This is a genomic window from Pseudomonas sp. DF11 (assembly GCF_058148565.1).
The window spans coordinates 243,745-266,948 of the sequence record NZ_JBYVYN010000007.1 but is presented as its reverse complement, the minus strand read 5'-3'; the positions used below and the strand labels follow the sequence as shown (position 1 = coordinate 266,948).

Annotated in this window: 24 protein-coding genes; 10 read left to right on the top strand and 14 right to left on the bottom strand. The window is 59.5% G+C overall.

What is annotated here, in order from left to right:
* Positions 1–30 precede the first annotated feature (30 nt).
* Positions 31–513 (top strand): glutathione peroxidase, encoded by a 483-nt coding sequence (locus tag AC30D9_RS21265; RefSeq protein ID WP_134925783.1) that lies wholly within the window; start codon positions 31–33, stop codon positions 511–513.
* Positions 514–813: 300 nt separating this feature from the next.
* Positions 814–1,917: an NADH:flavin oxidoreductase gene (locus tag AC30D9_RS21260; protein WP_490144787.1), complete on the top strand. Its 1,104-nt coding sequence runs from the start codon at positions 814–816 to the stop codon at positions 1,915–1,917.
* Between the two features lie 137 nt (positions 1,918–2,054).
* On the opposite strand, the gene AC30D9_RS21255 is transcribed toward AC30D9_RS21260, so the two are convergent.
* Together AC30D9_RS21255 and cysZ are read right to left on the bottom strand one after the other, a co-directional pair.
* The gene (locus AC30D9_RS21255; protein WP_490144786.1) at positions 2,055–3,254 is read right to left on the bottom strand and encodes a glycosyltransferase family 4 protein; all 1,200 of its coding nucleotides are present in this window, start codon (positions 3,252–3,254) and stop codon (positions 2,055–2,057) included.
* Positions 3,255–3,294: 40 nt separating this feature from the next.
* Positions 3,295–4,050: a sulfate transporter CysZ gene (gene cysZ, locus AC30D9_RS21250; RefSeq protein WP_134925780.1), complete on the bottom strand. Its 756-nt coding sequence runs from the start codon at positions 4,048–4,050 to the stop codon at positions 3,295–3,297.
* Positions 4,051–4,360: 310 nt separating this feature from the next.
* On the opposite strand from cysZ, the gene trxB reads away from it, so the two are divergent.
* Positions 4,361–5,323 (top strand): thioredoxin-disulfide reductase, encoded by a 963-nt coding sequence (gene trxB, locus AC30D9_RS21245; protein ID WP_003205459.1) that lies wholly within the window; start codon positions 4,361–4,363, stop codon positions 5,321–5,323.
* A 184-nt stretch (positions 5,324–5,507) separates the two neighbouring features.
* Here trxB and AC30D9_RS21240 read toward each other — a convergent pair whose 3' ends face one another.
* The 7 genes from AC30D9_RS21240 to AC30D9_RS21210 form a co-directional block, all read right to left on the bottom strand.
* The gene (locus tag AC30D9_RS21240; RefSeq protein WP_490144785.1) at positions 5,508–6,758 is read right to left on the bottom strand and encodes a 2-aminoadipate transaminase; all 1,251 of its coding nucleotides are present in this window, start codon (positions 6,756–6,758) and stop codon (positions 5,508–5,510) included.
* Positions 6,759–7,057: 299 nt separating this feature from the next.
* Positions 7,058–7,396, bottom strand: coding sequence for a HopJ type III effector protein (locus AC30D9_RS21235; RefSeq protein WP_490144784.1), 339 nt, complete (start codon positions 7,394–7,396; stop codon positions 7,058–7,060).
* Entirely contained in the window at positions 7,389–7,685 is a 297-nt protein-coding gene (locus AC30D9_RS21230) for a DUF1244 domain-containing protein (protein WP_490144783.1), read from the bottom strand. Before AC30D9_RS21230 ends, AC30D9_RS21235 begins: the two co-directional genes overlap by 8 nt.
* 104 nt (positions 7,686–7,789) lie before the next feature.
* Positions 7,790–8,161: a dihydroneopterin triphosphate 2'-epimerase gene (gene folX, locus AC30D9_RS21225; protein ID WP_003178065.1), complete on the bottom strand. Its 372-nt coding sequence runs from the start codon at positions 8,159–8,161 to the stop codon at positions 7,790–7,792.
* A complete protein-coding gene (gene folE, locus AC30D9_RS21220) occupies positions 8,162–8,722 on the bottom strand; it encodes a GTP cyclohydrolase I FolE (protein WP_490144782.1) in 561 nt (186 codons plus the stop codon).
* Between the two features lie 20 nt (positions 8,723–8,742).
* Positions 8,743–9,453: a dihydromonapterin reductase gene (gene folM / locus AC30D9_RS21215; RefSeq protein WP_490144781.1), complete on the bottom strand. Its 711-nt coding sequence runs from the start codon at positions 9,451–9,453 to the stop codon at positions 8,743–8,745.
* Between the two features lie 95 nt (positions 9,454–9,548).
* Positions 9,549–10,109 carry an antibiotic biosynthesis monooxygenase gene (locus AC30D9_RS21210; protein WP_490144780.1) on the bottom strand — a complete coding sequence of 187 codons (561 nt, stop codon included), beginning with the start codon at positions 10,107–10,109 and terminating at the stop codon, positions 9,549–9,551.
* Between the two features lie 209 nt (positions 10,110–10,318).
* On the opposite strand from AC30D9_RS21210, the gene AC30D9_RS21205 reads away from it, so the two are divergent.
* The gene (locus AC30D9_RS21205) at positions 10,319–11,278 is read left to right on the top strand and encodes a MerR family transcriptional regulator (protein WP_490144779.1); all 960 of its coding nucleotides are present in this window, start codon (positions 10,319–10,321) and stop codon (positions 11,276–11,278) included.
* A 1-nt stretch (position 11,279) separates the two neighbouring features.
* Here AC30D9_RS21205 and AC30D9_RS21200 read toward each other — a convergent pair whose 3' ends face one another.
* Together AC30D9_RS21200 and AC30D9_RS21195 are read right to left on the bottom strand one after the other, a co-directional pair.
* Entirely contained in the window at positions 11,280–11,885 is a 606-nt protein-coding gene (locus AC30D9_RS21200; RefSeq protein WP_134925774.1) for a hypothetical protein, read from the bottom strand.
* Between the two features lie 54 nt (positions 11,886–11,939).
* Complete coding sequence (locus tag AC30D9_RS21195) at positions 11,940–12,413, bottom strand: PAS domain-containing protein (RefSeq protein WP_134925773.1); 474 nt, start codon at positions 12,411–12,413, stop codon at positions 11,940–11,942.
* 153 nt (positions 12,414–12,566) lie between these two features.
* Between AC30D9_RS21195 and AC30D9_RS21190 the strand changes: the two genes are divergently transcribed.
* From AC30D9_RS21190 to AC30D9_RS21175, 4 genes are all read left to right on the top strand, one after another.
* Complete coding sequence (locus AC30D9_RS21190) at positions 12,567–13,022, top strand: flavodoxin (RefSeq protein ID WP_490144778.1); 456 nt, start codon at positions 12,567–12,569, stop codon at positions 13,020–13,022.
* Between the two features lie 136 nt (positions 13,023–13,158).
* A complete protein-coding gene (locus AC30D9_RS21185; protein ID WP_307574571.1) occupies positions 13,159–13,941 on the top strand; it encodes a class II aldolase/adducin family protein in 783 nt (260 codons plus the stop codon).
* On the top strand, positions 13,941–14,843 hold the full coding sequence (locus AC30D9_RS21180; protein ID WP_490144777.1) for an alpha/beta fold hydrolase: 903 nt from the start codon (positions 13,941–13,943) through the stop codon (positions 14,841–14,843). Before AC30D9_RS21185 ends, AC30D9_RS21180 begins: the two co-directional genes overlap by 1 nt.
* 338 nt (positions 14,844–15,181) lie before the next feature.
* Positions 15,182–16,093 (top strand): SDR family oxidoreductase, encoded by a 912-nt coding sequence (locus tag AC30D9_RS21175; protein WP_134925770.1) that lies wholly within the window; start codon positions 15,182–15,184, stop codon positions 16,091–16,093.
* A gap of 44 nt (positions 16,094–16,137) precedes the next feature.
* Here AC30D9_RS21175 and AC30D9_RS21170 read toward each other — a convergent pair whose 3' ends face one another.
* The 3 genes from AC30D9_RS21170 to AC30D9_RS21160 all read right to left on the bottom strand — a co-directional run bounded on the left by AC30D9_RS21170 (position 16,138) and on the right by AC30D9_RS21160 (position 19,326).
* Entirely contained in the window at positions 16,138–16,902 is a 765-nt protein-coding gene (locus AC30D9_RS21170; RefSeq protein ID WP_490144776.1) for an N-acetylmuramoyl-L-alanine amidase, read from the bottom strand.
* A gap of 211 nt (positions 16,903–17,113) precedes the next feature.
* The gene (locus AC30D9_RS21165) at positions 17,114–17,365 is read right to left on the bottom strand and encodes a bacteriocin immunity protein (RefSeq protein WP_490144775.1); all 252 of its coding nucleotides are present in this window, start codon (positions 17,363–17,365) and stop codon (positions 17,114–17,116) included.
* Positions 17,362–19,326, bottom strand: a complete 1,965-nt coding sequence (locus AC30D9_RS21160; RefSeq protein ID WP_134925767.1) for an S-type pyocin domain-containing protein — start codon at positions 19,324–19,326, stop codon at positions 17,362–17,364. The genes AC30D9_RS21165 and AC30D9_RS21160 overlap by 4 nt, the downstream gene beginning before the upstream one ends.
* A gap of 631 nt (positions 19,327–19,957) precedes the next feature.
* Between AC30D9_RS21160 and AC30D9_RS21155 the strand changes: the two genes are divergently transcribed.
* Both AC30D9_RS21155 and AC30D9_RS21150 read left to right on the top strand, forming a co-directional pair.
* Complete coding sequence (locus AC30D9_RS21155) at positions 19,958–21,751, top strand: DUF1302 domain-containing protein (protein ID WP_134925766.1); 1,794 nt, start codon at positions 19,958–19,960, stop codon at positions 21,749–21,751.
* Between the two features lie 22 nt (positions 21,752–21,773).
* The gene (locus AC30D9_RS21150; RefSeq protein WP_134925765.1) at positions 21,774–23,141 is read left to right on the top strand and encodes a DUF1329 domain-containing protein; all 1,368 of its coding nucleotides are present in this window, start codon (positions 21,774–21,776) and stop codon (positions 23,139–23,141) included.
* Positions 23,142–23,204: the final 63 nt, after the last annotated feature.

The following is a 23,204-nucleotide window of genomic DNA, read 5'->3' as shown; positions in this document are numbered from 1 at the left end:
TCGAAAAGATCCGCAAACCTGGAGTTCGTCATGAGTGCTTTTCACGACCTTAAACTCAAAGCCCTGGATGGTCAGGAGCTTGCTCTGGCGCCGTTCAAGGGGCAAGTCGTGCTGGTGGTCAACGTCGCCTCCAAATGTGGCCTGACGCCTCAGTACGCGGCGTTGGAAAATCTCTATCAGCAATACAAGGACAGAGGGTTCAGCGTGCTGGGCCTGCCCTGCAATCAGTTCGCCGGGCAAGAGCCGGGGACCGAGCAGGAAATCCAGGATTTCTGCAGCCTCAACTATGGCGTGACATTCCCGCTGTCCAGCAAGCTGGAAGTGAATGGGCATGATCGTCATCAGTTGTACCGCCTGCTGGCGGGTGAGGGCGCCGAGTTTCCCGGGGACATTACCTGGAACTTCGAAAAATTCCTGGTCGGCAAGGACGGCCGGGTGCTGGCGCGTTTCTCGCCACGCACGCCGCCGGATGATCCTTCCGTGATCCAGGCCATTGAAAAAGCGCTGAGCTGAAGCCAGGCACTGGTCCCTTGTGGCGTGGGGATTTATCCCCGCTGGGTTGCGCAGCAACCCCATCATGCGAGCGGGTCTTTCTGACACACCGAGTTAGCAGGGTTTTGGGGCTGCTTCGCAGCCCCGCGGGGCTAAATCCCCTCGCCACAGGTCTTGCATCCGGCTAGGCATTCGGTTCAATCCAGACTGCCGCGATCTTCTAATCCTTAATCATTCAAATCAATAGTGCTACCCAGCACTCGGCACGCCCCATATTATCGTCGTCATATCGACCTGTGACTTCGTCTCGTGGAGTGCCTCATGCCTGTAAAAGCCCTGTTCAAACCCTTCCACCTCGGCACGTTCGAGTTGCCGACCCGGGTGGTGATGGCACCGATGACCCGTTCCTTTTCGCCCGGCGGCGTGCCCAATGCCAAGGTGGTCGAGTATTACCGCCGTCGCGCGGCGGCCGGGGTCGGCCTGATCATTACCGAGGGCACGACGGTCGGGCACAAGGCTTCCAATGGCTACCCGAACGTGCCGCATTTCTATGGCGATGCGGCGTTGGCCGGCTGGAAGAAAGTGGTTGATGCAGTGCATGCCGAAGGCGGCAAGATCGTTCCGCAGTTGTGGCATGTGGGCAACGTGCGCCGCCTTGGCACCGAGCCGGATGCCAGCGTGCCGGGTTATGGTCCGACCGAAAAGCTCAAGGACGGCCAGGTGGTGGTCCACGGCATGACCCAGGCCGATATCGACGAGGTTATCGCTGCGTTTGCCCAAGCGGCAAAAGATGCCCAGAGCATCGGCATGGACGGCGTGGAAATCCACGGTGCCCACGGTTACCTGGTGGACCAGTTTTTCTGGGACGGCAGCAATCAGCGCACCGACGGTTACGGCGGCAGCCTGGCCAACCGTTCGCGCTTTGCGATCGAGTTGATCCGTGCCGTGCGCGTGGCGGTGGGCGAGGGGTTCCCGATCATTTTCCGGTTCTCCCAATGGAAACAGCAGGATTACACCGCGCGCCTGGTGCAGAGCCCTGAAGCCCTGGGCGAATTCCTCAAGCCGTTGTCCGACGCTGGCGTGGATATTTTCCACTGCTCGACACGCCGCTTCTGGGAGCCGGAGTTCGAAGGTTCCGAGCTGAACCTGGCCGGCTGGACCCGCAAGCTCACCGGCAAGCCCACCATCACCGTCGGCAGCGTCGGCCTGGATGGCGAGTTCCTGCAGTTCATGGTCAACACCGACAAAGTCGCGCAGCCGGCCAGCCTGGAGAAGCTGCTGGAGCGCCTGAACAATGACGAGTTCGACCTGGTGGCGGTGGGGCGTGCGCTGCTGGTGGATCCGGACTGGGCGCAAAAAGTGCGTGAGGGGCGCGAGCAGGAAATCTTGCCGTTCAGTCGCGAAGCGTTGATGACCCTGGTTTAAGCGGCGCCTGAGTTGGCCCCATCGCGAGCAGGCTCGCTCCCACATTCGATCTTTAGTGGATACATGACTTGTGTACGACCGAGATCCCTTGTGGGAGCGAGCCTGCTCGCGATGACGATCTAAGAATCACTAAAGATTCAGCGCACCGTCGGCGCAGCAGGCATCACCTGCTCACCCACACAAACCCCGCGCAACTGCGCCTCGAACTGCTCGATCACCGATGCCCAGCCCTGACGACTGGCGTGTTGGCGGGCATTGAGGCGCACGCACCGTAAGGCCTCGCGCTCATCCAGCAACCAGCGGGCCGCGTCGCAGAAGGCTTCTTCATCCCCCGGCATTGCAAGTACGCCGTTGTAACCATGACGGATGTGCTGCGCGGCCGCGGCCTGATCGTAGGCCACCACGCCCAGCCCGGACGCCAGCGCTTCCAGCACCACATTACCGAAGGTCTCGGTCAGGCTCGGAAAGACAAACACATCCCCGGACGCGTAATGGCTGGCCAGCGCCTCGCCGCGTTGCGAGCCACAAAAGATCGCTTCAGGCAGTTCCTGCTCCAGTGTGGACCGCTGCGGGCCGTCGCCGACCACCACCAGCTTCATCCGTCGCTGCGGGAAAGCGCTGCACAGTGTGGCGAAACAGCGCTTGAGCAGCCCGAGGTTTTTCTCCGGTGCCAGGCGTCCGACATGGATCACGGCGATGTCATCGTCGCCCAGGCCCCACGCCTCACGCAGGCTCGCCGAACGCTTGATCGGATGAAACAGTTGACTGTCCACGCCGCGAGACAGCAGTGCCACGCGCTCGAAATGGCGTCGCTCCAGTTCCAGGCGCTGGCTGAGGCTGGGCACCAGGGTCAGGCTGGAGCGGTTGTGAAACCAGCGCAGGTAATGGGTGAGTCCGCGACTCAACAGCCCGAGGCCGTACTGCTGGGTGTATTGCTGGAAGTTGGTGTGGAAACCACTGACTACCGAGATGCCCAGGCGTCGTGCCGCGCGCAGTGCCGACAAACCCAGCGGCCCTTCCGTGGCGATGTACAGTACGTCCGGACGATGGCGTTTCCAGCGCCTGAGCAGTTTGTGCATGGACGCCTGGCCCCATTGCAAACCCGGATAGCCCGGTAGCGGCCAGCCCCGGCACAGCAGCAACTGCTCGTCACTGGCCTGGCGTCGGTCGTCGACCTGGCGAGGCCGTATCAGTTCGACTTGATGCCCACGGGCACGCAGGCCGTCGTACAGGCGGCCAAGGGTATTGGCCACGCCATTGATTTCCGGCGGGAAGGTTTCGGTGATCAGGGTAATGTGCAGGGATGTGGTCATGACCCCAGTGTCGACCGGGGCCATTTCGTCATTGTGACACCAGGATGATGGATTTGTGACCGACTCAGCCCTGCCGGGCCAACGCGGTCTCGGCGCCTTGCTCACGCACCCAGAACAAGGTCGCCCCAGCCACCGCCGCTGGCATCATCAGGATGTTGACCACCGGAATCAGCAACACCAGGTACACGCTGCCGCCAAAGCCCAGGCTCTGCCAGCGTTTTTCCCGCAGCCAGGCGAGCATTTCGTTCCAGCCCAGCTTGTGGTTGTCCGCCGGGTAGTCGATGTACTGGATCGCCATCATCCAGATGCCGAACAGCAACCACAGCGGTGCCGCCACCAGATTGACCACGGGGATGAACGACAGTACGAACAGCCCCAGGGCGCGAGGCAGGAAATAGCCAAGCTTGCGCGCTTCCCGGCCAAGGGTACGCGGGATCATGGCGATCAACTCGCCCCAACTGAACGCCGGGAAGTCGTCAGTGCCACGGACGACCACTTCGACTTTTTCCGCGAGAAAGCCGTTGAACGGTGCGGCGATGATGTTGGCGAGCATGGTGAAGGTGAAAAACACCATCAGCACGACGAGCACCACGAACAGCGGCCAGAGAATGTAGCTGAGGAAACTCAGCCAGTCCGGCAGCGACGGCATCAGCGTATCGACCCACAGGCTGAACTGATGGCCGGCCAGGTAAATCAAACCGACGAACAGCACTAGGTTGATCGCCAGGGGCAAGAGTACGAACAGGCGCAGGCCCGGGCTCAAGACCAGCTTGAGGCCTTCTCGCAGATATTGCGGACCGGACAGGACGGGGGCGGGCATAGGTGGCTCCGAGCGAAGGTGAACGCGCCGACCTTACCGGCTTTGCCTCGCCTGGGAAAGCGGCGACATGGCGTGTAACAACGTTTCTTGCGCTGAAGGCGCCTATTAGAGGGACCGCTGGGCATAGAGCTCACCTATGAGCTGGATTGTTAAACCGTATTTCCTTAATCTTCGCTCCCTCGATACGCTGCACCCATTCTTTTTCAGGACTGTCGAAACCAGCCTTCCCCAAGTGCGTCAACGGTCCTTTTTTATTCACGCCGCTCACCCGGCGTTCCGGCCCGCAAGGTCCGGTCAACAGGAGCAGGTCATGTCTGAAGTGCGTCATTCGCGAGTGATTATTCTCGGTTCCGGCCCCGCCGGTTACAGCGCTGCGGTTTATGCGGCCCGTGCCAACCTCAAGCCGCTGCTGATCACCGGCATGCAGGCCGGCGGTCAATTGACCACCACCACTGAAGTCGACAACTGGCCGGGCGACGTCCACGGCCTGACCGGCCCGGCGTTGATGGAGCGCATGAAAGAACACGCCGAGCGTTTCGAGACCGAGATCGTTTTCGACCACATCAATGCCGTGGATTTCGCCGCCAAGCCTTACACCCTGACCGGCGACAGCGCGACCTACACCTGTGATGCCCTGATCATCGCCACCGGTGCCAGCGCTCGTTACCTGGGCCTGCCGTCGGAAGAGGCCTTCATGGGCAAAGGCGTTTCCGCCTGCGCCACCTGCGACGGTTTCTTCTACCGCAACAAGCCTGTGGCAGTGGTCGGTGGCGGCAACACCGCGGTCGAGGAAGCGCTGTACCTGGCGAACATCGCCAGCACGGTCACCCTGATCCACCGTCGCGAAACCTTCCGCGCCGAGAAGATCCTGATCGACAAGCTCAATGCCCGCGTGGCCGAAGGCAAGATCATCCTCAAGCTCAACGCGACCCTGGACGAAGTGCTGGGCGACAACATGGGCGTGACCGGTGCCCGCCTGAAAAACAACGACGGCAGCTTTGACGAGATCAAGGTTGACGGCGTCTTCATCGCCATCGGCCACACCCCGAACACCTCGCTGTTCGAAGGCCAGCTGGAACTCAAGGATGGCTACCTGGTAGTCAAGGGCGGCCGTGATGGCAATGCCACCGCTACCAGCGTCGAGGGTATCTTCGCGGCCGGCGACGTGGCCGACCACGTCTACCGCCAAGCCATCACCTCGGCCGGCGCTGGCTGCATGGCGGCCCTGGACACCGAGCGCTACCTGGATGGCCTGCAGAACGCTTCGTTCTGATCCGTCAGGCACAGAAAAACCGGCTTCGGCCGGTTTTTTTATGCCCGGATTTATCACTTTCCTCCTGTGGGAGCGAGCCTGCTCGCGATGGCGACAGATCAGTCGGTATAGAGATGTCTGACACACCGCTATCGCGAGCAGGCTCGCTCCCACAGGTTTTTGTTTGGTCAGGAGAGTCCGTAGTTCAGGACAGCCGCGCCAGGCAGGCCTCCAGAATATCCAAGCCCTCTTCCAACACCGCCGCCTCGGTGGTCAACGGCGCCAGCAGCCGAACGATGTGCCGCGACTTACCACTGGGCATCAGCAGCAAGCCCGACTCCCGTGCCAGGGCCAGCAACTGCGTCAGTTGTGCCGAGGCCGGGGTGCCGTCGGCGTGGGCCAGTTCGATGCCGCGCATCGCGCCGACGCCGGTCAGGCGGCCCAGGTAGGGCGTTAGCCCGCGACGGCGCCAGGATTCGTAGCGGCTGACGATCGCTTCTTCCTGTTGCGAGCCCCAGGCGTGCAGGTTGGCGTCGGTCATTTCATCCAGGGTCGCCAGGGCGGCGGCGCAGGCGATGGGGTTGCCGGAATAAGTGCCGCCCAGGCCGCCTTTGGGCAGGTTGTCCAGCAGTGCCTTGCGTCCCACCACGGCCCCCAGGGGGACGCCGCCGGCGATGCTTTTACCCAGCAAGATCAGGTCTGGTTCGATGCCCAGTCGCGAGAACGCAAAGCGTTGGCCGGTGCGGCCGAAGCCAGACTGGATCTCATCGATGATCAGCACAATGCCCTTATCGTCGCAGAACTGCCGCAGGGCCTGGGCGAAGGCTACGTCCATCGCCAGGAAGCCGGCTTCGCCCTGTACCGGCTCGACGATGAAACAGGCGACGTCGTTCACATCGATCTCGACGCTGAACAGCCTTTCCATGGCCTTCAAGGCTTCTGCGCAGGTTATGCCGTTGTCCTGGCTGGGGTAGGGCAGGTGATACACCGGTCCCGGCAATACACCGACTTTCTGTTTGTAGGGCGCGACCTTGCCGTTGAGGTTGAGGGTCGCCAGGGTGCGGCCGTGAAAGGCGCCGTCAAACGCGATCACGGCGGTACGGCCCGTGGCGCCACGCACGATCTTCAAGGCGTTCTCCGCCGCCTCGGCACCGCTGTTGGTGAGCATGCCGCTGACCGGGTAATCCACCGGGACAAACGTCGCCAGGCGCTCCATCAATTCAATGTAGGGGGCGTGGGGCGCGGCATTGAAGGCGTAGTGCGTCAACCGGGTGGCCTGTTCACGGATCGCCTCGACGATGCGTGGATGACAATGGCCGAGGTTCAACACACCGATGCCGCCGACGAAATCGATGTAGCGTTTGCCGTCGGTGTCCCAGACCTCGGCATTCTTGCCGTGGCTGAGGCTGACGGGATGCACGATGGAGATCGATTGGCTGATGGATTCGCTGCTCATGGATGACGGCTCGGACAGAGGAGAAATTTCCGTTATCTAAGCCGCGAGCAGAGGGGCCCGGCAAACGAAATAAAGTTGCCGGGTCAATCTTAAAAGTCGGGATGTGGATAAGTGTCTGGCGTTTTTGAGTTCCTGTGGCGAGGGGATTTATCTCCGCTGGGCTGCGAAGCAGCCCCAATAGCAAATGACTCAATCTGTCTGACACACCGAGGTATCAGATTTTAGGGCTGCTGCGCAGCCCAGCGGGGATAAATCCCCTCGCCACAAAAGTGGATCTGCCACAGAGGGAAGGCTTTGGATCAGCGCCGTTGCAGCGGCTGCGCCTCGAATTTCACACCCGCCAACCCATGAACCATCAGCGCGCGGATATTGCCGTGGTCACTGCCCTCGGGCGTGGCCAGCACCGAACGGTAGTGTTCGCCAAACGCCAGCAGCGCTTCTTCATCGCTCAAACCTTCGAGCAGCGCCAGACCGAGGGTCTTGCAAGAACCTTCGTTCTGCCCGGCGGCGTTTTGCACGCCGCCGTTGTTGAAGGCCTGGGGCTGGTAGTCGTAGCCGGCGGCGATAAAGGCCAGGGTGTCGGCGAAGGCATGTTCGCCGCTCTTGAGGCGGGTACGCAGGGTATCGAGATCAGGCATCGGGTTTTCCTTTGGCGAACGCCGCCTGTTGTTCGGCGCTGGCTTCTTTCTGGTATTGGGCTTTCCACTCGGCGTACGGCATGCCGTAGACCACTTCGCGGGCGTCGTCGAGGCTGACCTCGATCTGGCGTTCATCGGCGGCGGCCTTGTACCACTTGGACAGGCAGTTGCGGCAGAAGCCGGCGAGGTTCATCAGGTCGATGTTCTGCACATCCTTGCGGCTGTCCAGGTGGGCAACCAGCCGACGGAAAGTGGCGGCTTCGAGCTCGAGGCGTTGTTGGTCGTTCATGATGGTCTCTGACGAACAGCTTCAAGCGGCGTGCTTCAAGCTGTGGGATGGATTGCAGTGACGACAAGCTTACCGCTTGAGGGCTGCGTCTGAAAACGCGCCGCTCAGCGGCTCGCCGCAAGGGTAATCGACACCGACTCGGCGAATCGCAGGGCGTGGGGCTTGTCGACTTCGACTTCGGCGTACAGCACCGACTCGTTGGCCATGACCAGGTCGAGCAATTCCTGGGTCAGGCGTTCGAGCAGGGCGAAGCGGTTGCCTTCCACGTGGGCGATGATCGCCTTGGTGATGGTGCGGTAGTTCAGCGCATGGTCGATGTCATTGTCGCGCACCGCCTCCTGGGCGGCGTAGAGGATGGTCAGGTTGATCAACACATCCTGCTTGTTGAGGATTTCATCCTCGTTGATGCCGATGAAGGTGCGCAGGCGCAGGTCCTTGACCTTGATGCGTGCCATGGCTGGCTGAAGTTGTGGCATTTACTTGCTCCGTCGAATCAATTGCAGGAACTCCTGGCGCGTGGTGCTGGAATCGCGAAAAGCGCCGAGCATCACCGAGGTGTTCATGGTCGAGTTCTGTTTTTCGACACCGCGCATCATCATGCACATGTGCTGGGCCTCGATCACCACCGCCACGCCGGCGGCATGGGTGACTTGCTGCACCGCGTCAGCGATTTGCCGGGTCAGGTTCTCCTGGATTTGCAGGCGGCGGGCGAACATGTCCACCAGCCGGGCGATCTTCGACAGCCCCAGGACCTTGCCCGTAGGAATATAAGCCACATGGGCCTTGCCGATGAAGGGCAACAGGTGATGTTCGCAGAGTGAATAGAGTTCGATGTCGGCGACGATGATCATTTCATCGCTGTCAGAGGCGAACAGCGCGCCATTGACGATCTGCTCGACGCTTTGTTCATAACCATGGCAGAGGTACTGCATGGCCTTGGCGGCACGGGCCGGGGTATCGAGCAGCCCCTCGCGCTCGGGGTTTTCCCCCAGGCCGATGAGGATCTCGCGATAGTTCTGGGGCAGGGATAGCGTCATGGTGCATCCTCGAAACAAGGCTATTTGACGTGTCGCCCGCCGTTGACGGTCAGGGTCGTGCCGGTGACATAAGGGTTGTCCAGCAGATAACGCAGGCTCTGGTAGATCACTTCGCTGCCGGGTTCGATACCCAGCGCGGACTTGGCCAGGGCCTTGGCGCGGTAAGTCGCGTCGTCTTCGGGGTTGAACAGTAGCAGGGCCGGGGCGATGCCGTTGACCTTGATCGCCGGTGCGAACTTCGCCGCGAACGACAGTGTCAGGCTTTCCAGGCCAGCCTTGGTGGCGCAATAGGCGATATGCCGGGCGCTGCCCTTGCGGGTCACGTCATCGCTGATATGCACGATATCCGCAGGCGTTGAACGCTGCAGTAGCTCGGCGCTGTGCAGGTTGATCAGGTAAGGCGCGAGCATGTGCACGCCGAACATGGCGTTGAAGGCCGCCGCTTCGCTGCCCGGGCCTTCGGCCAGCCAGGCCGAGGCGTTGTGCACGATGGCGCGCAGCCGGTCGGTGTGCTGCTTGAGCTGTTCGATAAAGGCCAGGATCCCCGCTTCGCTGGAGAAATCGGCGAACAGCACCACCGCACCCAGGTCCCGTAGCGTCTGCACGCCCGGGCGTTCGGTGCGATAGGTCGCAATCACCGGTTGCCCGTCTTCCAGCAATCGCCGGGTGCAATGCAGGCCGACGCGCTGGGCTGCGCCAGTGATCAGGATCGGAGCGGTGGCGCTGGACATAGGACGACTCGGTTCGCGGCAAGAGCAAAACTATAACAGCGACGCAGGGTGTGTCCTATGTACAAAGGTGAATCCAGTGCTGTCTTGTGGGAGCATCAGTGATTCTGAGTCGCCGGCAACGCTCGCTGTGGCGCGCCGTTGAGCCAGTTCGCCAGCAGATGGGTCGACATCGGGATGAACAGGTAGACCATCAGCGGCGTCAGGATCAGCGTGCTGATGAACACGCGGCTCAACAAACCCAGTTCGCCCAGCAGCGGCCCCAACAGGAAATTGAACAACAGCGACACGGGAAAGAACGCGAGCCAGATGGCCACGGCCTGTTTCCAGCGGGGCGGACGCTGGCCGACCGCGCCAAACCAGCCATCGATGCCACGCACCCGGTGTTCGGAGGGATGGGCAAACAGATCGCTGCCCCGTCCCAGCCAGGCCGTGCGCGAGGCGGAGTGTTCCCAGGCGTGTAGCGTCTGCTCGTCGGCAAAACGGAAGATAATCTGGAATTCATCGTCCTGGGGCGGTGGCGCGAGTACGCCGGAACCCAGGTAGCCGGGAAAATCGGTGGCCAATTGTTCGCCTTCGCGCAACCAGGCGATCAGATCCTGATAGCGTCCGTTGGCGACGCGGCGGGCAACCATCAGGGTGACGGGTGAGGTAGACATTATGCATCTCCGTAAGACAGGCGCGGCACTCCGGGTAGGAGGTTCGCGGGGGACGCCCCGGGGTGGTGGGTAGCGTCTGGTCGCCAAAAAACAGGCAAGGATTATTCCTGATCGCGCATAAAACGACAAAATCACGCATAGTCCTTGTCATGACATGTCTTGAGAGGAGTAAACTGGATCCAATTTTCCAGCCGGAATTGTCCGCCAAAATGAGTGTGATCACAGAAGATAGCTTTGTTTTCCAGGCATCAAGTGCCTTGAAACGGGAAGATCTGTTCCCCATTCGTGAAGTCGCGCGCATGACCGGAGTGAATCCCGTGACCCTGCGCGCCTGGGAGCGGCGCTACGGTTTGATCCAGCCTACTCGCACCGAAAGCGGGCATCGCCTGTACTCGTTGGGCGATATTGATAAGGTGCGCAGCATCCTGGCGTGGATCGAACGCGGGGTGGCGGTAAGCAAAGTAGGAAAGATCCTGGCGAAGACCGAGTCGGTACAACCCGTTTCCACGCTGATTTCATCCGACCTGGTCAGGGCCGATCATGCCCGTTGGCGACAACAAGTGGCGGACGCGGTGGCCTGCTTTGACGATGTGGAACTGGATCGCGTCTACGGCCAGGTCTTTTCCACCTACACCGTACCGGTCGTATTCCAGGACGTCCTGATGCCGCTCTGGCGCCAATTGATGCAACGCCAGCAGGCGTTCGGACAAACCAGTGAATGGGTGTTTTTCGATGGTTTCCTGCGTTCGCGCATCATCCAGCGGCTCTTGTTCAAGCGCGAAGGTGCGTCGCCGCGTGTCCTGGTCTGCGCCATTGCCGATCATTGTCATGAGCTGGAGTTGCTGGTCGCGGGGCTGTTCCTGTCCAAGGCGGAAGTGGGCGTCAGGCTGTTATCGATCGGCCTGCCGTTCGAGGAACTGACCCTGGTGTGCCAGAAGATCCAGCCTGTGGCATTGGTGCTGGTCTCCAATCATGCGCCGGTCCCGGACTTGCCCAAGCGTTTGGGCAAATTGGCGATGAGCCTGGATTGTCCGCTGATGCTGGCCGGTGATGCATCTGACCTGGCGCAGGAAAGCCTGGTGGGCTCGTCAATCGGTTGCCTGGGCAACGAAGGCGCGGTGATGCCCCAGCGCCTGCGTCAATTTCTGGCAGGCAACCTGGATACCTGAGTTAGAGATGCATGGTGGGATGGGTCAGTCGATGTTGCTGCAGGATGTACTGGCGCAGACGCTCCGTCTCGTCCTGGTCATTCTGGCTCAGATGGTAGGCAAACAGGCCTCGATCGGTTTCCCGTTCGAAGGTGCCTCGTAACGAAATTCTCTCGTAGCCCGATGGGCTGAACCACAAGGCAAACTGCTTCGGCGGCTTGGCACGACTGCGGTTTTCCAGCAATACGCCCTTGCAGGACACTTCGTGGACCCACAGCGGTCCCGGCTGCCCCTTGATATTTTCCAGCGCTACCGGTTCTTCGAGCGCCAGGCGCCATGGACGAATCTTCGGTCCGTCTTCGTAGATGCTCGGCACACCCAAGCGCAGGTGCATCGCATGGAATTCGTCTTCCACCAGGTGCAGCGGAAAGGTCATCTGCTGGTTTTCGAAATTGGCTTGCAGCGTGACCTGCTCATTCGCCGCCAGACGTGTCAGCAAGTCACGGATCTGCGACCCACCGTTTACCAGCAAGCTCGACGTGACATCCCGCTCGTTCAACTGCGGGTTGTGTTGCATGGTGCGGATGAAATCCAGTTCATCCTGCGTCAGGAGGGCATCGCGCTGCATGATCGGCTCGAAATGATGATTTACATTTTCACTGGTGATTGTAGTGACTGACCATTAATTCTGGGTTTTGTTTGCGCCGTTCGTCGCTTCAAGCCGGGCAATTGTCTCTCGTGCTTCGGCCAGCTCCCGTTCCAGCTGGACGACGCGTTGTTGAGCCTTGACCTGGGTCGTGACATCTTTTTGCACACCCACGAAATAGGTATGCCCGTCAGCCTGATTTTTTACCGTGGACAGCGACAACTCATTCCAGAACGGCGTACCGTCCTTGCGGTAGTTGCGCAATACCTCGCGACAGGTGCCGCCCTCTTTCAAGGCCTTGCGAATGGGCTCCAGAGAGGCTTGGTCCCGGTCCCCCGATTGCAGGAATCGGCAATCCTGATAAAGGATTTCGTCGCGGTGATAACCGGTCAATCGTTCGAAGGCCGGGTTCACGTAGATCAGGATGTTGTCTTCGCCTTCTTTTTCGGCGATGACAATTCCGTCGTTCGAAGCGTTGATGACCAGTTGCATCAGTTGAGCGTTGATCATGGAGAAATCTCCTTTGAACGTCCTTGTTGGAGCTGCATTCTAGAAGAAATCGTTAGGCTGTCCACTGGCCATTATCGCTGTCGAGAGCCATTCGCAGCCAGGCAGGTGCAACTGTTACTATCCCGGCTCTTTTTCAGCTTCAGGATCAGATTGATGAAAGTCGCCATCCTTTCCGGCTCGGTGTACGGCACCGCCGAAGAAGTCGCCCGGCACGCCGCCAAACTGCTTCGCGATGCGGGTTTTGACGCCTGGCACGACCCTCGCGCGACCCTGGCGGATGTCCAGGCCTTCGCGCCTGAGGCCCTGTTGGCGGTAACTTCCACGACCGGCATGGGCGAGTTGCCGGACAATTTGGTGCCGTTGTATTCGACCATCCGCGACCAATTGCCAGGTTTTTTTCGCGGTTTGCCTGGCGCGGTGATCGGCCTGGGCGATGCCAGTTATGGGGATACCTTCTGCGCCGGCGGCGAGCAGATGTGCGAGCTGTTCGCCGAATTGGGCGTGCGCGAAATACTGCCGATGCTGCGTCTGGATGCCAGCGAAAGCGTCACCCCGGAAACCGATGCCGAGCCTTGGCTGGCGGAATTGATCGATACGTTGCGCCCTTGAAGCGCGGGCGCTGACTCATTCGGCCAGTAAGCTGGCTGCCAATGCAACTACCGCCTCTGAAAGACCTGACTAGACTGACTTTCTTGCGTACGACGTTTCGATCGAAACACATAACAAGAAGCCAGAGGTCAGAGCCGTGAGCGTAGCGCCTATCCAAACGACACTCAGTATCAAGGAACAGGTCAGTGCGGCCGAATGGCAAACCCGGGTGGACCTTGCCGCCTGTTATCGGCTTGTCGCGCTGTATGGTTGGGATGACCTGATCTTCACCCATATTTCCGCGAAGGTTCCCGGTACCGAGGATTTCCTGATCAACCCGTTCGGGATGATGTTCCATGAGATCACCGCCTCGTGCCTGGTCAAGGTCGATCAGGCCGGCAACAAGCTGATGGACAGTCCCTACGAGATCAACCCGGCCGGCTACACGATCCACAGCGCGGTGCATGAGGTGCGCCATGATGTGGCTTGTGTGTTGCACACTCACACCGCCGCTGGCGTGGCGGTATCGGCACAGAAACAGGGAGTGCTGCCGATCAGCCAGCAATCGCTGTTTGTGCTCTCGAGCCTGGCTTATCACGCCTACGAAGGGGTGGCCTTGAATCACGAAGAAAAGGCGCGCCTGCAGGCGGACCTGGGCCAGAGCAACTTCCTGATGCTGCACAACCATGGTTTGCTGACCTGCGGCGGGACCATCGCCGATACCTTCCTGATGATGTTCACCTTCCAACGAGCCTGTGACATCCAGGTCCTGGCCCAGAACGGCGGAGCCGAACTGATTGCCATCGAGCCGCAGATCCTGGCCGGCGCCCGGGCGATGATCGCCGGGGTGACCAAAAGCGCCCAGGGCATGGGCGGCGCGTTGGCCTGGCCGGCATTGCTGCGCAAGCTCGATCAACAAGACGCCGGGTATAGAAGCTGATGCCCCCGGCGCAGATTCCCCTGCGTATCTGGCGCCAGCGCAGCCAGATCTTCATGTTCCGTGGCCATGCCATCCGTTACTGGGTGGCGGGGCAGGGCGAGCCGTTGCTGCTGATCCACGGTTTCCCCACCGCCAGTTGGGATTGGCATTACCTGTGGCAACCGTTGGCGCAACGCTATCGGGTGATCGCTTGTGACATGCTCGGTTTCGGTGACTCCGCCAAGCCGATGGATCACGTCTACAGCCTGCTGGAGCAGGCCGATCTGCAACAGGCCTTGCTGGCGCACCTGAATGTGGGGGACGCGCTGCATGTGCTGGCCCACGATTACGGTGACAGCGTGGCCCAGGAACTGCTCGCGCGGCATTACGAAGCGCGCATCCGTCTGGCCAGTTGTGTCTTTCTCAATGGTGGCCTGTTCCCGGAAACCCATCGTCCGGTCCTGGCCCAGAAACTCTTGCTCAGCCCCCTGGGCTGGCTGTTGGGGCGGGCGTTCTCGCGGGAGAGCCTGGTCAGCAGTTTCCGGCAGATTTTCGGCCCCAAGACCCGCCCCTCGGAAAGCGAACTGGATGATTTCTGGAGCCTGGTAGAAGCCCATCACGGTCCGCGGATCATGCATAAACTCATCACCTACATTCCTGAGCGCCGTGTGCAACGCGATCGCTGGGTACAGGCAATGCGGCGTGGCGACGTGCCGTTGCGGGTGATCGACGGCGCGGTCGACCCGATTTCCGGTGAGCACATGGTGGCGCGCTACAAGGCCCTGATTCCCAACCCTGACACGGTGCTGTTACCCGACATCGGGCATTACCCGCATACCGAGGCCCCGGTGCAGGTGCTCAAGCATTACCTGGCGTTTCGCGAAGCCATCGCCGCGCCGCGCAGGCAAATGGCCTATTCCTGACGACTTGGCACTGCCGGACCAGACCTGTGTGGGAGCGGGCTTGCTCGCGAAAGCGGTCTTTCAGTCGGCGCATGTGATGGATGTACCGACGCTTTCGCGAGCAAGCCCGCTCCCACGCTAGATCGATTGTGAATACAGCATTTGTGGGCACCAAAATCCCTTGCTCGCGATAGCGGTGTTGCGGCCAGCAAAAGAATCGAATGTGCCGCCGTGGCTTGGGCCCGCATCATCCCCCCGCCTTATCGGCCACTATTCACTTGCAACCGTGTTGATTGTGACCGGCCCACTTGTGCCGGACACTCATGCCCATTGTCCTGTCCGCCTGCTGGAGTTCTGCCATGAGTGAGTCTGTGCGCTTCGAAGATAAAGTCGTGATCGTCACGGGAGCCGGCGGCGGCCTGGGACGCGCCCATGCGCTGCTGTTCGCCAGACAAGGCGCGAAGGTGCTGGTCAACGACCTTGGCGGCTCGGCCCAGGGCGAAGGGGCCAACGCCTCGGCAGCAGACCGGGTGGTCGCCGAAATCCGCGAGGCGGGCGGCATCGCCGAGGCCAACCACGACTCGGTGACCGATGGCGACAAGCTTGTACAAAATGCCCTCGACGCGTTCGGTCGCGTCGATGTGGTGGTCAACAACGCGGGGATCCTGCGGGACAAGACGTTCCACAAAATGGACGACGCCGATTGGGACCTGGTCTATCGCGTCCACGTCGAGGGTGCCTACAAGGTGACCCGGGCGGCATGGCCGCATCTGCGTGAGCAAAACTACGGGCGGGTGATCTTCACCGCTTCTACCTCGGGCATCTACGGCAACTTCGGCCAATCCAACTACGGCATGGCCAAGCTCGGTCTTTATGGCCTGACGCGGACCCTGGCCATCGAAGGCCGCAAGAACAACATCCTGGTCAATGCCATCGCCCCCACCGGCGGTACCCGCATGACCGAAGGCCTGATCCCGCCGCAGGTATTCGAACAACTCAAGCCCGAACTCGTCAGCCCGCTGGTGGTGTACCTGGCCAGTGAGAACTGCCAGGAAACTTCCGGCCTGTTCGAAGTGGGCGGCGGCTGGATGGGCAAGGTGCGCTGGGAGCGCAGCCTGGGGGCTGGTTTCGATCCGCGCAAAGGTTTTTCACCCGAAGATGTCGCCGCCCATTGGCAGCAGATCTGCGACTTTGAAAATGCGGTACACCCGAACGACAACCTGGAAGCCTTGAAGGAAATGATGGCGAATCTGCAACGCCACGCCATTTAAACCTCATGGCCTGGGCCGGTTGCCGTCAGCGGCGGCAACCGTGCTCATGGAAAATACTTTTTCACCAGGGCCGCCAGGTTCGCGGCGGTCTCGATATCCATCACACCATCATATTTGGCCGGACGAAAGTGCAGCTGGAAGGCGCGCACCAGGCGCTGGAAGCCCGCGCTTGTCGTGGCCGCCGAGGTGTCATAGCCATATTTTTTGAACAGTGTGAGCAATTGTTCGCGAAGAGGGATTCCGCTGGCTTGGTAAGCCTGCAAAAAAGTCTTTTGAGTAGTGTCATCGAACCAGGCGCCGATACCCTTGAGATACAACGCGTACCAGGGGAACATCGGACCCGGATCACTCTTTCGCCCGGCGGCGATGTCCGAATGCGCCACCACGTTGACTGGGCTGATGTCGGGGTAGCGCTTGAGAATATCCGCCGCGAGATATTCGATCGCCTCGATTTGCTGTTCCTTATAGGGCGGAAAGGTAAATTGCCCCTGGTTATCGGTCGCCAAATTGACAATTTCCACGCCGATCGAGCTGTCGTTCAGATTGCTGCGATTCCCCCAACTGCTCACACCTGCATGCCAGGCCCGCTGGTTTTCGTCTACCAGGTTGAAAATCTGCGGTTCCTTGAAACCTGCTTTCAAATAGGTGGGATCGCAAAAGTCGGGAATCAGGTAATGGGCGCTGACCGAAGGGCCGGTCAATGCATTGATGGACGATGCGAAGTTTCCGGCGGTGTAATGGAAGACTAAAAAACGAACGCGGCTATTATGGCCTTTTTTTGAGCGATAGCTTGTGTTGTTTATTTGCATTCTTGATAACTCACTGTTCAATAAATCGAAGCGAAGTGCTGCGATTGATTTCAGCGTAACAGTGGATTTTTTATGTGCACGTAGTTGGGTTCTGGTTTTATTGTAGGAACGGGCGCTAAGAGGCTAAGGATTATTAATGATGGCGATAGAAAACCCTTTTGCTGCGCGGGCTGTCAGCAAGCAAAAGGGCGTTGATTAGTTTTTCATTGGATCAGGGTTGCTTGAATCCCGGTTTTCCGTTGGCGGCGCGCCATTCTTTTACTTCCTTCACCACAGCCTCAGGTCCGCTCTTTCCTGCTTCTGGGTAATACAATAAATCTGATCCAGAAGGATGTTCTGAAATTCGTTCAAATTCTAAGACTGCATGAGTGTGAGCCTCTTCTGGATAGAAGTCAGCTTCATATATTTTTTTGACAAAAACCAAAAATTCTAACTCGCTCATCTCGCTTATTGTTGAGTTCATATTTTGTTCTCCTGATGCGTTTGGATGTGCTGTCGAGGTGTCATTAGCCTAATGTTTTCAAGGTGGTAAACATCTCCGCCCAGCGAAATGTATTGCTTGTGATGCAGCTCGTATTTAATGCGAGCGCCAACTCGCTCTGTTTTTTTGACGAATGCTCCATATCCGTTCTTCATATGAGCTAGGCTGCCCGGATCAAACTGTTGAGAAAGTATAGGATCGCTGGCAACCGCCTTCCAGAAACTCTCTCGAAACTCCCTGAAATTTCTAAACTCCTTCCCCCTCAACTGATCCGCGATCTGCGACGGAATAGGTGCCCCTTCACCTTTCGCTGCTGCGTCCGTCCACACGCCTGAAACCGGAGCCCCCATTCCCAACGCAATCCCAGGGTCTTCCCGTCGATCCCTGAACATGACGTACAGAGGCGGCAGGCCTGAGTCGATCGGAAAAACAAAAACATAATCATCAAAGCTGTTCTCGGTTACCTCAGGGAATGAATCAATCCTTCCCGCAACAGGTGTTATCGATGCGCCTGTAAAAACAGGCGGGTTAGGAGGTTCAATGGGAAGCGCTGTGGAACTGTTTCCGGGTTGAACAATTGGTGTCCAGGTTAAGGTTTTTGGGGGAGTATCTGCGGTCGCAGCGATGTAGATATTGTGTTGGGCGTTGTAAGTAACCGGCACTAACGTGACTTCTGAGGGGCTACTCATACCGTCAGTTTTGACTACAAAAATTTCTGACTGCCCATCTGATGCTGCTTTGGAACTGAGGCGTACAGGCAAATCAATGACTTCCCCGGCATCAGCCATTTCACGTAAATCGTTGTTTTGTGTCGGTGTGAGGTCTGAGAGTGGTGTACTGAAAGCAAACCGCTCCGGCAGTTCGCCGTTCGCCAACTTGGGTGAATAAAGCAGGGCCGCAAATCCTGCCAAAGCCGGCGCTGCTACTGCGGTGGCCGTTTCGACAGCCATGGCGATCGCGGTTCGTAACGCAGTCTGGATGGCCGAGGTCATTGCCGGGCTTGTGGCCAGGGTACTACCAGCGATTGCGAATACTGGACCCGCTACGGCTGCGGTGCCCGGCATTGGGAATGCACGACCGGCCAGGGCTTGTCGCAGTGCTTGTGCCTGGGCCACGCGTAGTGTCTCGGCTTCGGCGACCTTGCGTGCTTGCGCCGCGGTAATGCGTTTGGCTTCGGCCTGGGCTTCTGCTTGAGCTGCGGCTTCCTCAACTGCTGCTAGGCGTTGCGCCTCTGCCGCAAACCGCGCTCGTTCTTCAGCAACGCGTTTAGCCTCGGCTTCGGCAGCCTTGCGCGCCTGTTCCTGAGCCACGCGCTTGGCTTCAGCCTCGGCCCTTGCCTGAGCCTCCGCGGCTGCTTTTGCCTTTGCCTCGGCAATGGTTTTGTTGTGTGTGGTTAAGCGAGCATCCAGTAGTTTGATCTGCTCAGCCAGAAACTTTGCCTCGTACGCCGCAGCATAAGAGACATTCCACTTGGCAATTGCGTTGTAGTAAGCACTTTGTCCTCCACGACGGCCAATGAGCTCGAAACCCTTATAACGAGCGTCTTGAACTTTGTGAGTCAGTGGGTCATGACCGTAATAAAGATTGGCTATCGCTAGGTGTTCTTGATGATCTGTCCTCGCTTTGAACAGTTGTAGCTTGAGTGTTCGTAATTCGATTTCGAGCGCATCGGTTCCAGGAGGGACCACCGCAGCAACGGCCGCTCTTGTTTTTGCGAGTTCTGTGTTGGTTATATGAGCGATGTTTCTGATGTTTTCGTTGAAGAGCTCCTCGGTAGATGTGTTGCTTTCATCCAGCCAATCAAGAGCATAATCAACGGCATCGTATGCACGATCGGAGTGGTCTGGGCCTGACACCCGCCTTACGTTAAACCCAAACCCGTCAGGTGACGAAGGCGTGCGAGGTATACCTCTATTTACAAGTATGTTTTTTTCTTGCTGCATATCGAGTTCCTTTCGAATCGAATCTGAATAGCCATACCGGTAGTCAGCACGTGCGGTCGTTCATGGCTATTTATGTGGTCACCCCTCCTGGGCGACCAAGAAAACTATAAGTTCGATCTCTGAATGCAGGCAGGTGAGCCTTTCCGACAACAATGTAGGAAACAAGAAGTTTTAATTCGGAAATGGCCGCACATAAAAAAGGCCGCTGCAAAAAGCAGCGGCCTAAACATGACGTTGCAAAGGAGCTACAAACCAACGTCGCTAAGCACGGGATGATGGACCAATAAGCAATCCATCCGAATGACGGTGCGCCAGGCATGAGGGATGCCATGACGGCTTGGGCTTGCAGGCCCGTTGCCCTGCAAGCCCGGCCAGCATAGGCATCGAGCCCGATGGGAAACAGCCCGGATCCGGACATGCACCGTTGCAGGGCGCGTAACAGTCGCAGGCTGGGCATGAGTATGCGCGGCGCTGATGACCCATCATCCAGACCATCCATGCGCGGCGCAAAGGCCCACCGTGCAAGGGCTGTAATCCTTTTTAGGTACAGCGCGAATACCTCCTTGGTGCGCTTATCGCCCATGGCGTGCGGCAGTAGGGTGAAGCCTCTGTCACTCACCGGGGAAGACGCATGACAACAATAACAATGCGCGCCATCTTCAAGCCGCAGGCGCTGGCCGTCGCGGTGGCCTTGGGTTGCTGTGCCCAGGCGCAGGCCGTTTCATTCAACATTGGCGAGATCGAGGGTCAGTTCGATTCGTCGTTGTCCGTGGGCGCGAGCTGGGGCATGCGCGATGCCGACAAGGACCTGGTCGGCACAGTCAACGGCGGCCGGGGCCAGTCCTCCACCGGTGATGATGGGCGGTTGAATTTCAAGAAAGGCGAGACCTTTTCCAAGATCTTCAAAGGCCTGCACGACCTCGAACTCAAGTATGGCGACACCGGTGTGTTCGTGCGCGGCAAGTACTGGTATGACTTCGAGCTCAAGGATGAAGGCCGCGAGTTCAAGGACATCAGCGACAGCAATCGCAAGGAAGGCGCCAAGTCCTCGGGGGCGCAGATTCTCGATGCCTTCGTCTATCACAACTATTCCATCGCCGATCTGCCGGGCACCGTGCGCGCCGGCAAGCAGGTGGTCAGTTGGGGTGAGAGTACCTTCATCGGCAACTCCATCAACAGCATCAACCCGGTGGACGTGTCCGCGTTCCGTCGTCCTGGTGCGGAGATCAAGGAAGGCTTGATCCCGGTGAACATGCTGTTCGCCTCCCAGGGCCTGACCGACAAGCTCACCATCGAAGGTTTCTACCAGTTGGAGTGGGACCAGACCGTCGTCGATAACTGCGGCACGTTCTTCGGCAACGATGTGGTGGCCGATGGCTGCACCACTGGCTACACCGTGGGTAGCCCGGCGATTGCGCCGTTCGTGCCATTGACCCGGGCATTCGGCCAGGAGATCCAGGTGTCCCGCGAAGGGGTGATCATTCCCCGTGGCGGTGACCGCGACGCTCGTGACTCCGGCCAGTGGGGCACGGCGTTGCGCTGGCTCGGCGATGACACCGAGTACGGCCTGTACTTCATGAACTACCACAGTCGTACGCCTACCGTCGGGACGACCACGGCGGGGCTCTCGACGCTGGCGGCGTTGCCGGGCATGGTCGCGATTGCCAACGGCCTGGCGCCTGGCAGCGGTGCGGGTCTGGCGCAAAGCGTGATGCTGGGCCGTGGTGGGTACTATCTTGAATACCCGGAAGACATCCGCCTGTACGGCGCCAGTTTCTCCACCACGTTACCTACCGGCACCGCGTGGACCGGGGAAGTCAGCTACCGTCCCAACGCGCCGGTACAGGTCAATACCAACGACCTGACCCTGGCCCTGGTCAACCCGATTGCCGGTGGCGCGGCGTCGCCCATCGCGACCACGCCGGGGGCCGACAACACCGGTTACCGGCGCAAGGAAGTGACCCAGGTCCAGAGCACCCTGACGCACTTCTTCGATCAGGTGCTGGGGGCTGATCGCCTGACGGTGGTCGGCGAGGCTGCAGTAGTGCATGTCGGCGGCCTGGAGTCCAAGGACAAGTTGCGTTACGGCCGTGATTCGGTCTATGGCCAGTATGGCTTCCAGGGTGACACCGATGGCTTCGTCACCTCGACGTCCTGGGGCTATCGCGCCCGGGCGATTCTCGATTACTCCAACGTGATCGGCGGGGTGAACTTCAAGCCCAACGTGTCCTGGTCCCATGACGTGGCTGGCTATGGCCCCAACGGTCTGTTCAACGAAGGCGCCAAGGCGATCAGCGTTGGTGTCGATGCCGATTACCGCAACACCTACACCGCCAGCTTGAGCTACACCGACTTTTTTGGCGGCGATTACAACGTTCTCGAAGACCGCGACTTCCTCGCGTTGAGCTTCGGCGTGAACTTCTGATCTGGCTGACAAGGAAAACCCAATGCGCAAGATGATCCTGCAATGCGGTGCCCTGGCCTTGAGCCTGCTGGCCGCGAACGTGATGGCGGCGGTTTCGCCGGATGAAGCGAACAAACTGGGCACCAGCCTCACGCCGTTGGGCGCGGAAAAAGCCGGCAATGCCGATGGCTCGATCCCGGCCTGGACTGGCGGTATCCCTAAAAATGCCGGTGCGGTGGACAGCAAGGGCTTTTTGGCCGACCCGTTCGCCAATGAAAAACCGCTGTTCACCATCACCGCCGCGACCGTGGACAAGTACAAGGACAAGCTGTCCGAAGGCCAGGTCGCGATGTTCAAGCGTTACCCGGAAACCTACAAGATCCCGGTCTACCCGACTCATCGCAGCGTCGGCTTGCCACCGGAAATCTACGAGTCGGCCAAGCGCAGCGCCCTTAACGTGAACGCCATCAACGACGGCAATGGCCTGGCCAATTTCACCGGCAACCGCTACTACGCCTTCCCGATTCCCAAGAATGGCGTGGAAGTGTTGTGGAACCACGTCACCCGTTATCACGGCGGTAACCTGCGACGCATCATCACCCAGGCCACGCCGCAGACCAATGGCAGCTTCACACCGATCCGCTTCGAAGAAGAAATTGCCGTGCCGTTCCTGATCAAGGACGCCGATCCGGAAAAAGCCAGCAACGTATTGACCTATTTCAAGCAGGAGGTGACCGCTCCGGCGCGCCTGGCCGGTAACGTGCTGTTGGTGCATGAGACTCTCGACCAAGTGAAGGAGCCACGCCTGGCCTGGATCTATAACGCCGGCCAGCGCCGGGTGCGTCGTGCCCCGCAAGTGGCCTACGACGGCCCGGGTACCGCCGCCGATGGTCTGCGTACTTCCGACAACTTCGACCTGTTTTCCGGCGCGCCGGACCGTTACGACTGGAAGCTGATCGGCAAGAAGGAAATGTACATCCCGTACAACAGCTACAAGCTCGATTCGCCAAGCCTCAAGTACGACGACGTGATCAAGGCCGGCCACATCAACCAGGACCTGACCCGCTATGAATTGCACCGGGTCTGGGAAGTGGTCGGCACGGTCAAGCCGAGTGAGCGGCACATCTATGCCAAGCGCCACATGTACTTCGACGAGGACAGTTGGCAGGCGGCGCTGGTGGATCACTACGACGGTCGCGGCCAACTGTGGCGTGTTGCCGAAGGCCATGCCCAGTTCTACTACGACCATCAGAACCCGGGCTACACCCTGGAGGCGCTCTACGACATCATCGCCGGCCGCTACATCGCGCTGGGGATGAAGAACGAAGAGAAACACAGCTACGAGTACGGTTTCGAAGCCAGGGCCGCCGACTACACGCCGGCAGCGCTGCGTTCCAGCGGGGTTCGCTAAGGTCTGGCAGCTCACTGTGGCGAGGGGATTTATCTGTGGGAGCAAGGCTTGCCCGCGATGAAC

Excerpts from the sequence above, each read along its gene's own strand:
- AC30D9_RS21230 (WP_490144783.1), bottom strand. The coding sequence starts at position 7,685 with ATGAACGACCAACAACGCCTCGAGCTCGAAGCCGCCACTTTCCGTCGG.
- cysZ (WP_134925780.1), bottom strand. The coding sequence starts at position 4,050 with ATGCCCGCCCCCGTCCTGTCCGGTCCGCAATATCTGCGAGAAGGCCTC.
- folX (WP_003178065.1), bottom strand. The coding sequence starts at position 8,161 with ATGCCACAACTTCAGCCAGCCATGGCACGCATCAAGGTCAAGGACCTG.
- AC30D9_RS21180 (WP_490144777.1), top strand. The coding sequence starts at position 13,941 with ATGCCCCCGGCGCAGATTCCCCTGCGTATCTGGCGCCAGCGCAGCCAG.
- trxB (WP_003205459.1), top strand. The coding sequence starts at position 4,361 with ATGTCTGAAGTGCGTCATTCGCGAGTGATTATTCTCGGTTCCGGCCCC.
- AC30D9_RS21240 (WP_490144785.1), bottom strand. The coding sequence starts at position 6,758 with ATGAGCAGCGAATCCATCAGCCAATCGATCTCCATCGTGCATCCCGTC.
- AC30D9_RS21205 (WP_490144779.1), top strand. The coding sequence starts at position 10,319 with ATGAGTGTGATCACAGAAGATAGCTTTGTTTTCCAGGCATCAAGTGCC.
- AC30D9_RS21210 (WP_490144780.1), bottom strand. The coding sequence starts at position 10,109 with ATGTCTACCTCACCCGTCACCCTGATGGTTGCCCGCCGCGTCGCCAAC.
- AC30D9_RS21200 (WP_134925774.1), bottom strand. The coding sequence starts at position 11,885 with ATGCAGCGCGATGCCCTCCTGACGCAGGATGAACTGGATTTCATCCGC.
- AC30D9_RS21175 (WP_134925770.1), top strand. The coding sequence starts at position 15,182 with ATGAGTGAGTCTGTGCGCTTCGAAGATAAAGTCGTGATCGTCACGGGA.
- AC30D9_RS21235 (WP_490144784.1), bottom strand. The coding sequence starts at position 7,396 with ATGCCTGATCTCGATACCCTGCGTACCCGCCTCAAGAGCGGCGAACAT.
- AC30D9_RS21195 (WP_134925773.1), bottom strand. The coding sequence starts at position 12,413 with ATGATCAACGCTCAACTGATGCAACTGGTCATCAACGCTTCGAACGAC.
- folE (WP_490144782.1), bottom strand. The coding sequence starts at position 8,722 with ATGACGCTATCCCTGCCCCAGAACTATCGCGAGATCCTCATCGGCCTG.
- AC30D9_RS21155 (WP_134925766.1), top strand. The coding sequence starts at position 19,958 with ATGACAACAATAACAATGCGCGCCATCTTCAAGCCGCAGGCGCTGGCC.
- AC30D9_RS21260 (WP_490144787.1), top strand. The coding sequence starts at position 814 with ATGCCTGTAAAAGCCCTGTTCAAACCCTTCCACCTCGGCACGTTCGAG.
- AC30D9_RS21170 (WP_490144776.1), bottom strand. The coding sequence starts at position 16,902 with ATGCAAATAAACAACACAAGCTATCGCTCAAAAAAAGGCCATAATAGC.
- AC30D9_RS21265 (WP_134925783.1), top strand. The coding sequence starts at position 31 with ATGAGTGCTTTTCACGACCTTAAACTCAAAGCCCTGGATGGTCAGGAG.
- AC30D9_RS21150 (WP_134925765.1), top strand. The coding sequence starts at position 21,774 with ATGCGCAAGATGATCCTGCAATGCGGTGCCCTGGCCTTGAGCCTGCTG.
- folM (WP_490144781.1), bottom strand. The coding sequence starts at position 9,453 with ATGTCCAGCGCCACCGCTCCGATCCTGATCACTGGCGCAGCCCAGCGC.
- AC30D9_RS21255 (WP_490144786.1), bottom strand. The coding sequence starts at position 3,254 with ATGGCCCCGGTCGACACTGGGGTCATGACCACATCCCTGCACATTACC.
- AC30D9_RS21190 (WP_490144778.1), top strand. The coding sequence starts at position 12,567 with ATGAAAGTCGCCATCCTTTCCGGCTCGGTGTACGGCACCGCCGAAGAA.
- AC30D9_RS21165 (WP_490144775.1), bottom strand. The coding sequence starts at position 17,365 with ATGAACTCAACAATAAGCGAGATGAGCGAGTTAGAATTTTTGGTTTTT.
- AC30D9_RS21160 (WP_134925767.1), bottom strand. The coding sequence starts at position 19,326 with ATGCAGCAAGAAAAAAACATACTTGTAAATAGAGGTATACCTCGCACG.